9 protein-coding genes and 1 pseudogene are annotated in these 13,505 nt (G+C 43.0%); 3 read left to right on the forward strand and 7 right to left on the reverse strand.

Translation table 11 applies throughout. The features are described from left to right. The first annotated feature begins 43 nt into the window (after positions 1-43). Both LZP46_RS15030 and LZP46_RS15035 read left to right on the forward strand, forming a co-directional pair. Positions 44-1,369, forward strand: a complete 1,326-nt coding sequence (locus tag LZP46_RS15030; RefSeq protein WP_079393426.1) for an ISNCY family transposase — start codon at positions 44-46, stop codon at positions 1,367-1,369. 135 nt (positions 1,370-1,504) lie between these two features. Further along, positions 1,505-2,209: an IS6-like element IS1006 family transposase gene (locus tag LZP46_RS15035; RefSeq protein WP_168370865.1), complete on the forward strand. Its 705-nt coding sequence runs from the start codon at positions 1,505-1,507 to the stop codon at positions 2,207-2,209. A gap of 141 nt (positions 2,210-2,350) precedes the next feature. Here the strand turns inward: LZP46_RS15035 and LZP46_RS15040 are convergent, their stop codons facing one another. The 5 genes from LZP46_RS15040 to LZP46_RS15060 form a co-directional block, all read right to left on the reverse strand. Further along, complete coding sequence (locus LZP46_RS15040) at positions 2,351-2,839, reverse strand: hypothetical protein (protein ID WP_236095253.1); 489 nt, start codon at positions 2,837-2,839, stop codon at positions 2,351-2,353. After that, positions 2,832-4,097, reverse strand: a complete 1,266-nt coding sequence (locus LZP46_RS15045; RefSeq protein WP_178319675.1) for a transposase — start codon at positions 4,095-4,097, stop codon at positions 2,832-2,834. The genes LZP46_RS15040 and LZP46_RS15045 overlap by 8 nt, the downstream gene beginning before the upstream one ends. A gap of 64 nt (positions 4,098-4,161) precedes the next feature. Further along, complete coding sequence (locus tag LZP46_RS15050; protein ID WP_236095254.1) at positions 4,162-5,241, reverse strand: hypothetical protein; 1,080 nt, start codon at positions 5,239-5,241, stop codon at positions 4,162-4,164. Positions 5,242-5,255: 14 nt separating this feature from the next. Next, positions 5,256-8,063, reverse strand: a complete 2,808-nt coding sequence (locus LZP46_RS15055; RefSeq protein WP_236095255.1) for a DEAD/DEAH box helicase — start codon at positions 8,061-8,063, stop codon at positions 5,256-5,258. A gap of 222 nt (positions 8,064-8,285) precedes the next feature. Next, positions 8,286-9,311 carry an IS30-like element ISAba125 family transposase gene (locus LZP46_RS15060; RefSeq protein WP_001988464.1) on the reverse strand — a complete coding sequence of 342 codons (1,026 nt, stop codon included), beginning with the start codon at positions 9,309-9,311 and terminating at the stop codon, positions 8,286-8,288. 292 nt (positions 9,312-9,603) lie between these two features. On the opposite strand from LZP46_RS15060, the pseudogene LZP46_RS15065 reads away from it, so the two are divergent. Beyond that, positions 9,604-9,849, forward strand: a pseudogene (locus LZP46_RS15065) (acyltransferase); the annotation flags it as partial. 249 nt (positions 9,850-10,098) lie between these two features. On the opposite strand, the gene LZP46_RS15070 reads toward LZP46_RS15065, so the two are convergent. Together LZP46_RS15070 and groL are read right to left on the reverse strand one after the other, a co-directional pair. Further along, the gene (locus tag LZP46_RS15070) at positions 10,099-11,580 is read right to left on the reverse strand and encodes an IS91 family transposase (protein WP_032723056.1); all 1,482 of its coding nucleotides are present in this window, start codon (positions 11,578-11,580) and stop codon (positions 10,099-10,101) included. Between the two features lie 236 nt (positions 11,581-11,816). Then, complete coding sequence (groL, locus tag LZP46_RS15075; protein ID WP_004201176.1) at positions 11,817-13,457, reverse strand: chaperonin GroEL; 1,641 nt, start codon at positions 13,455-13,457, stop codon at positions 11,817-11,819. Between the last annotated feature and the right edge of the window lie 48 nt (positions 13,458-13,505).

The following is a 13,505-nucleotide window of genomic DNA, read 5'->3' on the forward strand; positions in this document are numbered from 1 at the left end:
CTTTTGCAATTTTCTTAGCGGACGGTTTGATATGTTGGTGTCTATGTCGGATAAAGAACTTAAACGATTGTCGGTCTTGCAAGAAATCTGTGATCAACGCATAACCCAGTCCCAAGCTGCTCAGCTACTTCATATTTCAGAACGTCAGATCAGACGTTTATTGCAAAAATACAAAGCTCAAGGCCCAGCTGCATTAGCACATGCTGCACGTGGCCAAATCAGCAATTCCAGGCTTCCTGAAGAGCTCAGACTCAAGTGCCTCAATATTGTTTCGGATCAACTGCATGGTTTCGGACCCACTTTAGCGCATGAAAAGCTCACCACTGTTCATGGATTCGATATTTCAGTGGAAACACTGCGTTCCTGGATGATTGCAGCCGATCTGTGGATTCCTCGCGCCAAGCGCCTGAAACGCCCGTATCAGCCTCGTTATAACCGAGATTGTTATGGTGAACTGATTCAAATCGATGGCTCACACCATGACTGGTTTGAAGGACGCGCTGCTAAGTGCTGTCTGCTGGTATTTATCGATGATGCCACAGGAAAATTACAGCATTTACGTTTCTGTGAGTCGGAATCAGCATTTGACTATATGATTTCAACACGTTTGTATGTTGAGCAGCATGGTAAGCCGTTGGCGTTTTACAGTGATAAACATTCAGTCTTCAGGGTGAATCAAAGCAGCAAGAAAGACACCAAGATTACCCAGTTTGGACGCGTACTCAGTACCCTCAATATCGATATCATCTTCGCCAATTCACCACAAGCCAAAGGCCGTGTAGAACGGGCGAATAGAACGCTTCAGGACCGTCTGATTAAAGAAATGCGCCTGGAAGGCATCTATTCGATTGAGCAAGCGAATGCCTGGCTGCCCTGCTTTATCGAGCAATTTAATCGTAAATTTGCCAATATGGCCTTTAATCCCAAGGATCTACACCGGACTGTCACTGAAACAGCCGAAGAATTAGATGATGTTTTTACCTGGCGTGAACCCCGCAGAGTCACGAACAGCCTGACGATTACTTATGATAAATGCGTATATTTACTGGAAAATACCGAAGAAAATAAAAGGTTGATCGGCAAGTATCTTGAGTTTCTGGAATACCCGGATGGCACGGTAGCCATTGAACATCAAGGAAGAAAAATCAATTACAGCATCTTCGATAAATTAAGTCAGCTCAACCAGCGAGAGGTTGTTGAGAATAAACGTTTAGGTGCTGTTCTCAATCATATTCAACAACAGCACGAAGAATTAGAACAGCAAAACAAACGCAATCGTTCTCAAAAGATGCCGAGCAGACGTGCACAGAAAACAGTAATCAAAGAACGAAATCTGAATCCTGTGCTTGACTTGGAAGTGTCTGTATAGGACATTTCTATTTGGTTATTAGGTAGGACATTTCTACTTAGGAATAACAAAAATTGTTAGAAACCATTTAAAGGGCACTGTTGCAAATAACCACGAATGGTAAGCTGAAGACTGTTTTAGCTAAAGGAGCAGCATATGAATCCTTTCCATGGTCGGCATTTTCAGGGCGAAATCATTCTTTGGGCTGTGCGCTGGTATTGTAAATATGGCATTAGCTATCGTGAACTGCAGGAAATGCTGGCCGAACGGGGTGTGAATGTTGATCACACGACTATTTACCGTTGGGTTCAACGTTATGCTCCTGAAATAGAAAAACGTTTACGCTGGTATTGGCGTAATCCTACAGATCTGAGCTCGTGGCATATTGATGAAACCTATGTAAAAGTGAATGGACGATGGTCTTATCTGTATCGTGCAGTCGATCAACGTGGCGATACCATTGATTTTTATCTTTCTTCTAGACGTAATACCAAATCAGCATATTGTTTTCTTGGAAAAATTTTAAATAATGTGAAGAAGTGGCAAATTCCACAAGTGATCAACACGGATAAAGCACCCACATATGGACGTGCTTTATCACGGTTAAAACGGGAAGGTAAATGTCCACCAGACCTTGAGCACAGGCAGATTAAGTATAAAAATAACGTGATTGAATGTGATCATGGCAAGCTAAAGCGGATCATCAGGGCCACATTAGGATTCAAATCTATGAAGACGGCTTATGCCACAATTAAAGGTATTGAATTCATGCGTGCACTACGTAAAGGACAAGCATCGTCATTTTATTATGGTCAGCCTCAGGGTGAAGTGTGTCTAATCAACAGGGTTTTCGGTCTCTAAGTACTTTTTAAAGGGAACATCATCGACTCAAATCTCTATTTGCAACAGTGCCCGTTATCCTCAATGTAATTTCAGAAGAAAAATAAAAGAAAAAATATAATTTATAGACTGGTTTAAATAAATTTAAACCAGTCTAATTTATTAAAGAAAGAAACTAGAAATATTTTCGACATTATCATTATTTTGGCTTTCTGGAATTATTTTTTCAATATTACAAACCCCATCATAACTATTTTTTAGAAAACTTATAATTCTTTCTACCTTTTCAGGATGACGTGTCAAATACCCTACTTTAATAGGCAATCCTCCATTAATTTTTTCATCATAATAATTATATTGCACCATAGCAAATTTACTATCACCATCAAATACTAAAATATCTAAATCTGTAAGTTCTTTATTATTTTTATTCTTAAAATCAAATAAATACACTAAGCTTAAAAAATTTTTAAATCTATTCTTATATTCTTTTTTATCGTTTCTTTCAATATTTGGCAAACATACAGACAGTTCAAAATTATCTTGCTCACTCAGTTTTCCAACAAAATCATCAAAAGATTTTAAATCTTTACTTGCACCCCAAAAATCCATACGCGCCAACTTAAGCCATGTTGATGATATTTCATACACTCTGGTGCCTCCTAAATAACATTGAAATATCATCTGTAAATCGTTGTAATTTCCTCTTCCTAGGCCGCTCCGACATACTTTTAATACTGCTTGCTAGATTGGCTTCAAAGCTTGGATATTCTGCTAACAAACTGTATTTAATCTGATCATTCAAGTCTTGAATTAGCCGCCAAGGACTTAAGTTTCGGTTTTTATCGAGTAAACTAACACCATGATTAAAATAATGTTGTTTATAGATTTTCTCTACTAAAACTGCGTAAAGTAGCTTTCCGAGTAAATAAACCTCAGCTAATTTACCGTCTTTTTTAGCCCTTAGTAAATCTATGTTAAGCAAGCTTTTTAATCGTTTTATATATAGTTCGATTTGCCACCTGGCTTTATAAATATTTTGAACTTGAAGCGTACTAAGAACCTGCGGCGGAATCGTTGTAAATACCAGCATCCAGTTCGTTAAGTAAAGTGTTTGAGCTCTGACTTTTCGCCCATTTTTCTTAGCAAAGGTCATCATTTCTCGACGTTCATTCTCTGCAACTTTTGTGTTTTTAGCTATCGCATGGACATAACCCTTGATCCTCTTATCGCCTAAAATCATATAACACTCAATCACCTGATTTTTCTCAGACCGTGATATAAGTTGCTGATGCCAATCAATCTTAAGCTTTTGATTATTCGAATTAAATGTATAGAGAGGCATGGAGTTCGGTGTATATCTGACAATGACATCAGCGCCTTGATCGACTGTCGGCATAATGGTTTGAACTCGACTATAGCCACGGTCAGCCACAAAGACATAACCCTCACGAAGCTGATAATGCTGAAGTTTTTCGCCAACTTTGTCTGTTGTAACAACAGCATCAGTGAGCGTTAAATCCATCAAATCTATGCCGAGATGTAGTCTATAGCTCGTTTGTGTCGCACCTGGTTCCTGAACGGTAGAGCCATCTACAGCTATAAATTTTAAATCGCCTTCTGTATGGTTATGATCTGTGGTAAGAGTTTCTTTTAAAAGTGATTTAATCCAGTCAGCACAAGATATTAATCTCTTTTTTACGGCTTCGTCGCTGATTGCGGAATAAGTTTCAGTGAATTTTCCAGCGCATGCTCTTAAAGACAAATCGAGGCCACAATACAGCATAAGTAATTTAAACAGTTCTAAAGGCGATTTAATTTTTCTAGCCCGTTGAAAAGCATTACAATTTATCGCCATTTGTTCAATATTTGAAGGAAGTACTTGTAATAACTGTTGAAAATGAATCATGATACGCCACGGTGGTTGTGTTTTGTGTTAGCGCATTAATAAATACAACCACCTTTTTTATTTTTCAAGCGATAATTATAATATATTTCAACAGTTTAAGCCTTAAGTTGGCGCGTATGCCCCAAAAATCTTCATTACTTGGCTTCCAGATAATAGGTTTATTATTACCTTTTTCTTCAAAATCTATATCAGAAATAAATTCATGAAATAAATTCCGATTATTTTCTAAATATATAGGTCCTATTATGGATACTTCATCTAAATTAGATTTAATATTATTATTAAGCTTATCACTAGCATAATTTTCAAAATTAAATCCGTCTTTATACATATATTCTTTTAAGAAATCATCCTTAAAATAATTAATAAAAGATTCAATACTCATACTAGAGCTAGGTGCTTGTCTATCATTAAGATAATCAATAACTTTAAGCATTAAACCACTAGTTTTAACTAATCTATTGGCATAAGAATTTGAATCTGTAAGATCACAATCAACTTTAACTTTTGACCCATCCATATCATGCTTTAGAGAAAAACTTATTGATACTGGAAGGTATTCAATTCTATCGTACTCACATCTATTAATTTTATAAATTCTTGCTGCCCCACTTTGTAATACAGATCGATTGACAGAATCTTTATAACGTTGAAACTGTTCAACAAATATATCCTGCGGTACAACATCCTTGAGTTCAACATCAAGTACTTTAAGTCCTCTGGTTATAAAAGTGTTATCTTTTTCAATCGCGTGAATAGAATAAGTAACACAATCTATGAATAAATTACCAAAGTGATTTTCGAATTCGTCCAATAAGATTCTATTATGAACATTTTTTTTAGATTCATGATACTTACTGTTAACAGATAACCCTCCCTCATTATTGAGTGATACATATCCAGTTTTTATAGCATCATTGATCAGAACATCACACTCTCGATCATTTAAACCGAAATAAGCTATTATTTCTTCCCTATTAATATCCCCTAATATACCTGCCAAATTAATTGTTGTTTCAATTATTGCAGGAACCGTAGTTTTAGTAGTGAACTCAAAATCAATTTTAAACTTTCTTACTGGCACCAAAATAGTAATAACATCAAATAAAATAGATGCATTTACATCATTAATTATTGAACTCATAACATACACCTATTTTAAATATCCTTACTTTTTAAAATTTGATAGCCATTAGACTCCTTAACATCTTTTTTTGATTGGTCACTTATCATCTGATAAATTTCTGCTAATGGTTCCTTACTATTTATAGTTTCCCACATTTTGGCAGCCCCAATAAATACTAATCGTTCCTTTGCTCTTGATATTGCTACATTAATACGAGAGACATCATTCATAAAACCTGTTTTTAACTCTGTATTATGTCTAACTAAGCTTAGAATAATAATTCTATTTTCAGAACCTTGATAAGCATCAATAGTATCAACTCTTACATATTTTTTTAGCTTAGCCATTTCTTTATTGGTATCAAATTTCATATTAATTGCTGAAACTTGACCTGCATAGCCTGTGATTATTCCTATAGGAGGGTTCCCTTTATCTTCCAATAACCAACCATCCATTAACTCATAGATATCTTTATTATTTTTAAATAAATTTACTAATAATTTACAAATAAGATCTACCTCAAATTTATTAGAAATCTTCTTATTCTCATTATTTTCAACTAAATTCTTATCACTTGTATCGATCCAACTTACTACTTTATTCCAAGGCTTTCCGTAATTAAATAAAATCTCATCAGCATTTCCTCTAGCTGTTTTTAATTTTTTACCAAGAAGTCCTTCATAAAATACTTTTGAAACGATTTTCCCGATTTCAGGTGCCATCCTAAACTGATCCTCAAGCATAATCCCATCGGTAGCAATTAATGCTCTTTCAAAATCGGTCTTTTTCACTTCTTTAATTGGTAACTCAAGATTCCTTGCAACCTTACTTAGCATTTTCTTATCATATAATGGTGGTAATTGAAGATGATCACCCACTAGTACAACTTTCTTAGCAGATTGCATAGCCATTGCCAATTCACTTGCAGATGCCCTACCAGCTTCATCTATAATTACTAAATCATATTGTTTATCTACTATTTGGTAGGAAGGCTTACCAATACCTACCAGTGTTCCTACTATCCAATTCCTACTGTTCGCCATAAAAGAAGCGAAACCACCTGAATCACTAGATAAACGATTAAGCCAATCATGGGTTAATTCTAAAATATCTATAAATTTCGAAATTAACATTGGATCATTGATTCGATATGTAAAAGCTAGCTCTTCATATAATTTTTGGATAGGTTTCATATGGGTAAGTAAAGCTTCAGGATCATCATCATAAGCAGTTAACTTATTTAACAATATAGCTTTAACACGTTCTTGTTGCTTAGTAACTAATTTATGTTTTTCAATAATTTGTTTACTTGCATTACTGTTACTATCAATTATATTTTGAAGCTCAGTACTAATTTTTTTACATTCGTTGTATTCAAAAATCTCTCTTCCAACTTTGTAATAAATATCTAGTGCTTCTAACACAAATTCTTGTGAAAGATATAAGCGTTTAGAAAACGCTAATAAACGTCTATCAAATTCTCTATGAAATTTTGTACGATATTGGCTTTGTAAAGAATCTACATGAATATCCAAAAGCTCTTCAGATACCTTATCTTTCTGACCTAACCGTACAATGGTCGGATTTTTAATATGATTATCTTCACCTAATAACGCAGTGATTTCACTTATTACTTTTCTCGCTTTGACAGCTAATTCATCTACAGCCACATTAGATTGACTAACAATTAGAATTCTTGAAACACCTTCGATTCTGTTCAAGTAATCCAACAAATGACCTAAAAGAGTAGTTTTCCCTGTTCCTGGAGGTCCCATAATTACACTAAATTTATTATTCAAAATAAAGTTCAATGCTTCAAGTTGTTTAGGTCTTAATCTTTTTTCATATAAAGATAAAATATCACCACTTGGCAATGGAATAGAGTTATCGTTATTCAAATTTTCATTTGGATCAATTTGACTGAAAAAATCCAATAAATTTGGTATTACAGCTTCATTTTTTAGAACTCTATCTAATGCTTTCTTTCTTCTGAATTGGCTTGAACTCTCCTGTCTTGAAGTAAAACGTAAGAATCTTGGAATATTTTTATCAAGCAATCTTTTGTGTAACTTTGAATCAATAAGCAATATACCTTTTGATAGGTCCGAATCATTTATATTTAATTGGCCATAATTAAAGTTATTTTCAGCATTTACTACTTCAATTACATCATCTTCATAATCAGAAATATCTATACTATTAGCTACGACTTCAAATAATAAAACTCTTTTATATTCATCATATTCTGTATTAATCACTTCAATTGACGGCTTAATTTCAGATTCTGAATCTAGTAATTTCTTCCACAGAGTTTTAAGAGAACTTGCATCTAAATTAGCAGTATTGATTTCTAAATCTTCTTCCGAATCAGTTACATCTTTATCAATTTCCTCAAATTTTTCAGAAATAAATGTACTATAACTAGGTTGGTTCTGAATAAATTCTAATAAATTTTCTTCCCCTGACTTATCAATCAGTATTTCTGCATTTATTTCTTGTGCTGTTAATTCCCTATTATTAGTTGCCCTATAAGCCTTAAATACAACCTCATCAACTTTCAATTTTTTTAATTCACAATTAATTAACTTACTCACTCCTGAAGAATATTTAAATCTTAAAATCAATTCCGCATCTTTACCTGTAATCGTAACAGAGTATCCATTAATTTTATTTTTTGAATTAGCATCTTTAAAAAAACAAAGATAATACTTACCTTGATCTGATAAAAATTGTTGTTTTTGCTCTAGATTAAAATGCCAAAAATTTAAAGTTGTTTTATTACTTTCTATGCTCTCTGCTTCAATAAAGAATTCTTTTAATTTTAGTAAAGATAAAGGCAAATTATCTTCATCATTAAAAATAGAGCTTTCAATCCTATCTTTAACATATGAATAAATTGCATCATCTTTAATTAATTCATGAGAAATCTTGTAACAAGCATATATATCTCTTTCTACGGCTGTACTATTTATATCTTTTGAATATTCATTATTATAGTTTTCTCCATCACCCAGATTAAAGTCAAAAATATCTATTAATACTATAGAGTAAACACGGCGAATTCAAACATGAGGTGCGACAGTTTCAAAAGCCATATGATAATCAACAAGCTGAGCAAATTTCTCTAATGGTGTAAGCCAATCTAACGCCTTTCTAGGACGAGTATTCAGTGACATGGCAACTTGATTTAAATAATGCTGATCTGCCTGATTTAAATCAATCCCTTTAGGTAAATATTGCCTAATTAAACCATTCATATTTTCGCATGTGCCTTTTTGCCAGGGTGAATGTGGGTCACAGAAATATACATCTATGCCTAAATCTTCTTCGAGTATTTTATGTTCTGACATCTCACGTCCACGGTCATAGGTCAACGTTTTACGCAGTTCTGCAGGTAAATATTTCAGAGCTTCAGTTAAAGCCTTGCGCACTGATTCTGCCTTTGCATCAGGTAATGTTGCCAAGATACAGAGCCGTGTATTTCGTTCAATAAGTGTTGCTATCGAACTTTTATTGTCTTTACCTTTAATTAAATCAGCTTCCCAATGACCCGGTATTTTTCTTTCTTGAACTTCGGCTGGGCGCTCATGAATAGTTTTAATATCCTGTAATATAGAATCTTTTTTAGGTTCACCGTTAGCTTTTCGCTTTTTATTTTCATGACGTAGACAGGATAATAAGTCTTTTTTCAACTCACCCTTGGGTAATGCTCGTATCGTTGAATAAATCGTTGTATGGCTTACATTCATTGTTTGATCCAAATCAGGAAATGTCTTTAAACGCTTTGCTATTTGCTGAGGAGACCATAAACAACGGATCGCTTCAACAATAAATTTCCAGAGGATTGAATCGATTTTGAGTTTTCTGTGACCACGTCTACGTCTAGCAAAAGTGTTATCAGAAGCATATTGAGCTTGATAAACGTCATTGATGCTATTTCTTTTAAGCTCACGATAGATCGTACTAGGATGTCTTTTAATGAGTTCAGCAAATTTTCTGGCTGAAAAGCCTTCTTTTCTTGACTCAAGCATTAATGCAGTACGATCTTCAAAGTTAAGATGATGGTATGACAATTTTATATACTCCATAAACCCTTTAAATTAATTAGGTGGTTTATGTCGCACTTCAAGTTTTACTCTGCCCTCCATTGTTTTCAATTTATCGGATTTCTAAAAACATGAGATATATGTTTCAATAAAAGTTTTTAAGAACTTTATACACCAAATACCAATGCTTCACTTATGATAAAGTGGATTAAAATTGCAGAAAATGGGTAAATCCATAAAAAATGTCAACATCTTCAAATATACAATTGTATTTCAATTTCCGTTGTTTATAGTTGGAACATTTTTTTAAATCTCTACACTCAAGGTTAGATTTATGTCTACTGCTCATAAAAAAGCATCCTTATTGCAAAAAGTCAGTAAAGGACTCACAGTTGGTTCAGTCATTACAGGAAGCACGTTTTTACATGGTCCCCCTGTTTTGGCACTCGGTTTTACCAAGCTGTTTAAAAAATCAAAAAAAGTAGACGAAACCAATATTCAATTGGCCAATAGCTGGATTGGTGTAAACAACCACCTGATTGAAAAGGTGCTGCCAAACCTAAAGTGGGATATGGGTATAGGAAGTTCAACCGCCCTTTTTGGCGAGTCTGGCGGGTAGGAAGCGGCCGCGCAAGCGCCGCTTTGGGCACAGATCGGGCACAGATCGGGGGTTCATGCGTGGGTTTTCGACATCGCGGGGCCACGCAGCGGCTCAGTGCGTAGCCATTTCTCACCGAATCCCGGCACAGGGCCGAGCGCAGCCCTGCGGGGTCGTGGCCGCATCGGATCGGACTCTGGCTTGGCTGCCGGCTGTGTGGCCGGCGCCTCATCACGCGGCGGGCGGCGGGGCGCGCGCTGCGGGCCGGTAGTGCGCTTGCTCCAGCGCGCCGTGTTTCTCGAAGTGGGCGAGGATGGCGCGAATGGCCTTGGGGTCTTCGATGCTGGCGACGATCCGCACCGCGCCGCCGCAGTGGGCGCAGGTGGTGATGTCGATGGAAAAGACCCGCTTGAGCCGTTGCGCCCAGCTCATCGCACGGCGCTTCTGCTCGGGGCTGCGCGGCTCGTCGTGGGCGCTGACGTCCACTGGCGCCGCATCGCCCGCAGGCCGCCTGCCGCGCCCCGAGGGCGTCAGCTGCGCGCGCAGGTTTGCATTCGGGGCGAATACGCCGTGGAAGCGGGTGAGATGCGCGCGTGGCGGCGGGACCAGTGCCGCCAGCTTGGCGATGAAGTCCACCGCATCCCATTCGACATGCGTGGTGCCATTGCGCCACGGCGTCTTGAGCTGGTAACGCACCCTGCCCTGTGGCGAGATCGATAGCCGCTGCTCGCTGATCGCCGGGCGCGTGATGTAGCGGCACAGCTTTTCGAGCTTGTGGCTTTCGTGTGCTTCCGCGGCCACGCCGGCATGCAGCGAGAAGCCGCCGACCTTGCCGGCGTCGCCCTCCAGCGGACCGGCGTCGCCAGGCAGCGTTTGCAGCGTGACGACCTTGCGGCCAGCGTCGCGACCGGTGGCGATGCGGTAGGTCATCGAACTCATCCGCAGCCCATCCATGCCGTCGTCGCTACCCGCGCTGTCGGACAGGAACACGGATTCGTCTTCGCCTTCGAGCCAGCCGCGGCGCGACAGGTGCCGGCACACGCGATGCGCGATGGTGTTGGCCAGTTCCGTCAGTTGCGCCGATGTGGGCGCACGGGTGCGGTGCAGGCGCGGCTTGCGCTGCGGACGCTCGGTGGTGTCCTCGTACACGCCGTCGAGCCACAGCATGTGGAAGTGGATGTTGAGATTCAGCGCGCTGCCGAAGCGCTGGATCAGGGTCACCACGCCGCATTGCGCCGTATCCCGCGGCACGCCGGCCTGATCGGCAAGCCAACCGGCGATCACACGATGCACGATGCCCAGCACCGGGCCGATCGCCTCAGGCTTGCTGGCGAACAGGAAGCGCAACGGGTACGGGAAACTCAGCACCCATTGCCGCACCGGCCGCGGGCCGAACACCTCGTCCACCAGATGCCGCGCCGACTCGGCCATGCGCCGTGCGCCGCAGCTCGGGCACAGCCCGCGCTTCTTGCAGGAATACGCCACCAGCCTCTCGGCACGACAGTGCTCGCAGACCACGCGCAGGAAGCCGTGCTCGAGCACGCCGCAGCGCAGGTAGGTCTCGAACTCCTCGCGCACATACTCGGGCAGCGGGCGGTCTTCGGCCTCAAGACGCGCGATGAAGTCCGGGTAGTGCGCCTGCACTAGCGCGTACAGCAGCGTGCGCTCGGGCAGGTGGCGCGCGTAACGCGCAGCGGCGTGGGCGGCCGGCAGTGGCGCGCACACCTCGGCCTGCCGCCGGGGTGCGGTCAGGCGCGGCACGCAGCGCTCCGTTGCAGGGACGGCTGCTCAGGGTTGCGCCCGCGAGCACGCGTTCATATCGGCGTTTTCTGATCTTCGCGTCAGACATTGCCGCGGGGCGGGTAGGAAGTCTCCCGCCTCGGACGCCAGAACGCACAAAGCCCGGCACGAGGCCGGGCTTTGTGGTCTTGCTTGATGGATCGCGGGGCTTAGAAATCCATGCCGCCCATGCCGCCCATGCCGCCGCCGGCCGGCATCGCCGGCTCGTCCTTCTTCGGGGCCTCGGCCACCATCGCTTCGGTGGTGATCATCAGGCCCGCGATCGACGCGGCGTTCTGCAGCGCGGTGCGGGTGACCTTGGTCGGGTCCAGGATGCCGAACTCGATCATGTCGCCGAACTCGCCGTTGGCGGCGTTGTAGCCGAACGCACCCGAACCTTCGACCACGCGGTTGAGGATGACCGACGGCTCATCGCCGGCATTGGTCACGATCTCGCGCAGCGGGGCTTCCATCGCGCGCAGGGCGATCTGGATGCCGTGGTTCTGGTCTTCGTTCACGCCCTTGATGCCGGCGATCGCCGCCTTGGCACGGATCAGGGCGACGCCGCCGCCCGGGACGATGCCTTCCTCGACGGCCGCACGGGTCGCGTGCAGGGCGTCTTCGACGCGCGCCTTCTTTTCCTTCATCTCGACTTCGGTGGCGGCACCGACCTTGATCACCGCAACGCCGCCGGCCAGCTTGGCCACGCGCTCCTGCAGCTTCTCGCGGTCGTAGTCGGAGGAGGTCTCCTCGATCTGCGCCTTGATCTGCTTGATGCGCGCCTCGATGCCCGCGCCTTCGCCGGCGCCATCGATGATGGTGGTGTTTTCCTTCGACACCTGGATCTTCTTGGCGCGGCCGAGGTCCTTGATGGTGGCCTTCTCCAGCGACAGGCCGACTTCCTCGGAAATCACCACGCCGCCGGTCAGGATCGCCATGTCTTCCAGCATCGCCTTGCGACGGTCGCCGAAGCCCGGGGCCTTCACCGCGCAGACCTTGACGATGCCGCGGATGGTGTTGACCACCAGGGTCGCCAGCGCTTCGCCTTCGACTTCCTCCGCCACGATCAGCAGCGGCTTGCCGGCCTTGGCCACGCCCTCGAGGACGGGCAGCAGGTCGCGCACGTTGGAGATCTTCTTGTCGTACAGCAGGATGAAGGGATCATCCAGGTCGGCCGACATCGACTGCTGGTTGTTGACGAAGTACGGGCTCAGGTAGCCGCGGTCGAACTGCATGCCCTCGACCACGTCGAGTTCGTTGTCCAGGCCGCTGCCTTCCTCGACCGTGATCACGCCTTCCTTGCCGACCTTGTCCATCGCCTGCGCGATCAGGTCGCCGATGTTGGCATCCGAGTTCGCGGAGATCGCGCCGACCTGGGCGATTTCCTTGCTGGTCGACGACGGCTTGGACAGCGACTTCAGTTCGCCGACCGCGGCCTTCACCGCCTGGTCGATGCCGCGCTTCAGGTCCATCGGGTTCATGCCGGCGGCGACCGCCTTCATGCCCTCGCGGATGAACGCCTGCGCCAGCACGGTGGCGGTGGTGGTGCCGTCGCCGGCGTTGTCGGAGGTCTTGGAAGCGACTTCCTTCACCATCTGCGCGCCCATGTTCTCGAACGCGTCAGCCAGTTCGATTTCCTTGGCGACGGAGACGCCGTCCTTGGTGATGGTCGGCGCGCCGTAGCTCTTCTGCAGCACGACGTTGCGGCCCTTCGGGCCGAGGGTCGCCTTCACGGCGTTGGCGAGCACGTTGACGCCGCGCACCATCTTGGAGCGCGCGTCTTCGCCGAAACGAATGTCCTTGGCAGCCATTGCGAATTACCTCGAAAAATTATTCGGATGAGAAATGTGTGGGAGCGA

Origin of the sequence: Acinetobacter sp. SCLZS86 (assembly GCF_021560715.1) — a bacterium.
GTDB classification, from domain to species: Bacteria; Pseudomonadota; Gammaproteobacteria; order Pseudomonadales; family Moraxellaceae; genus Acinetobacter; species Acinetobacter towneri_A.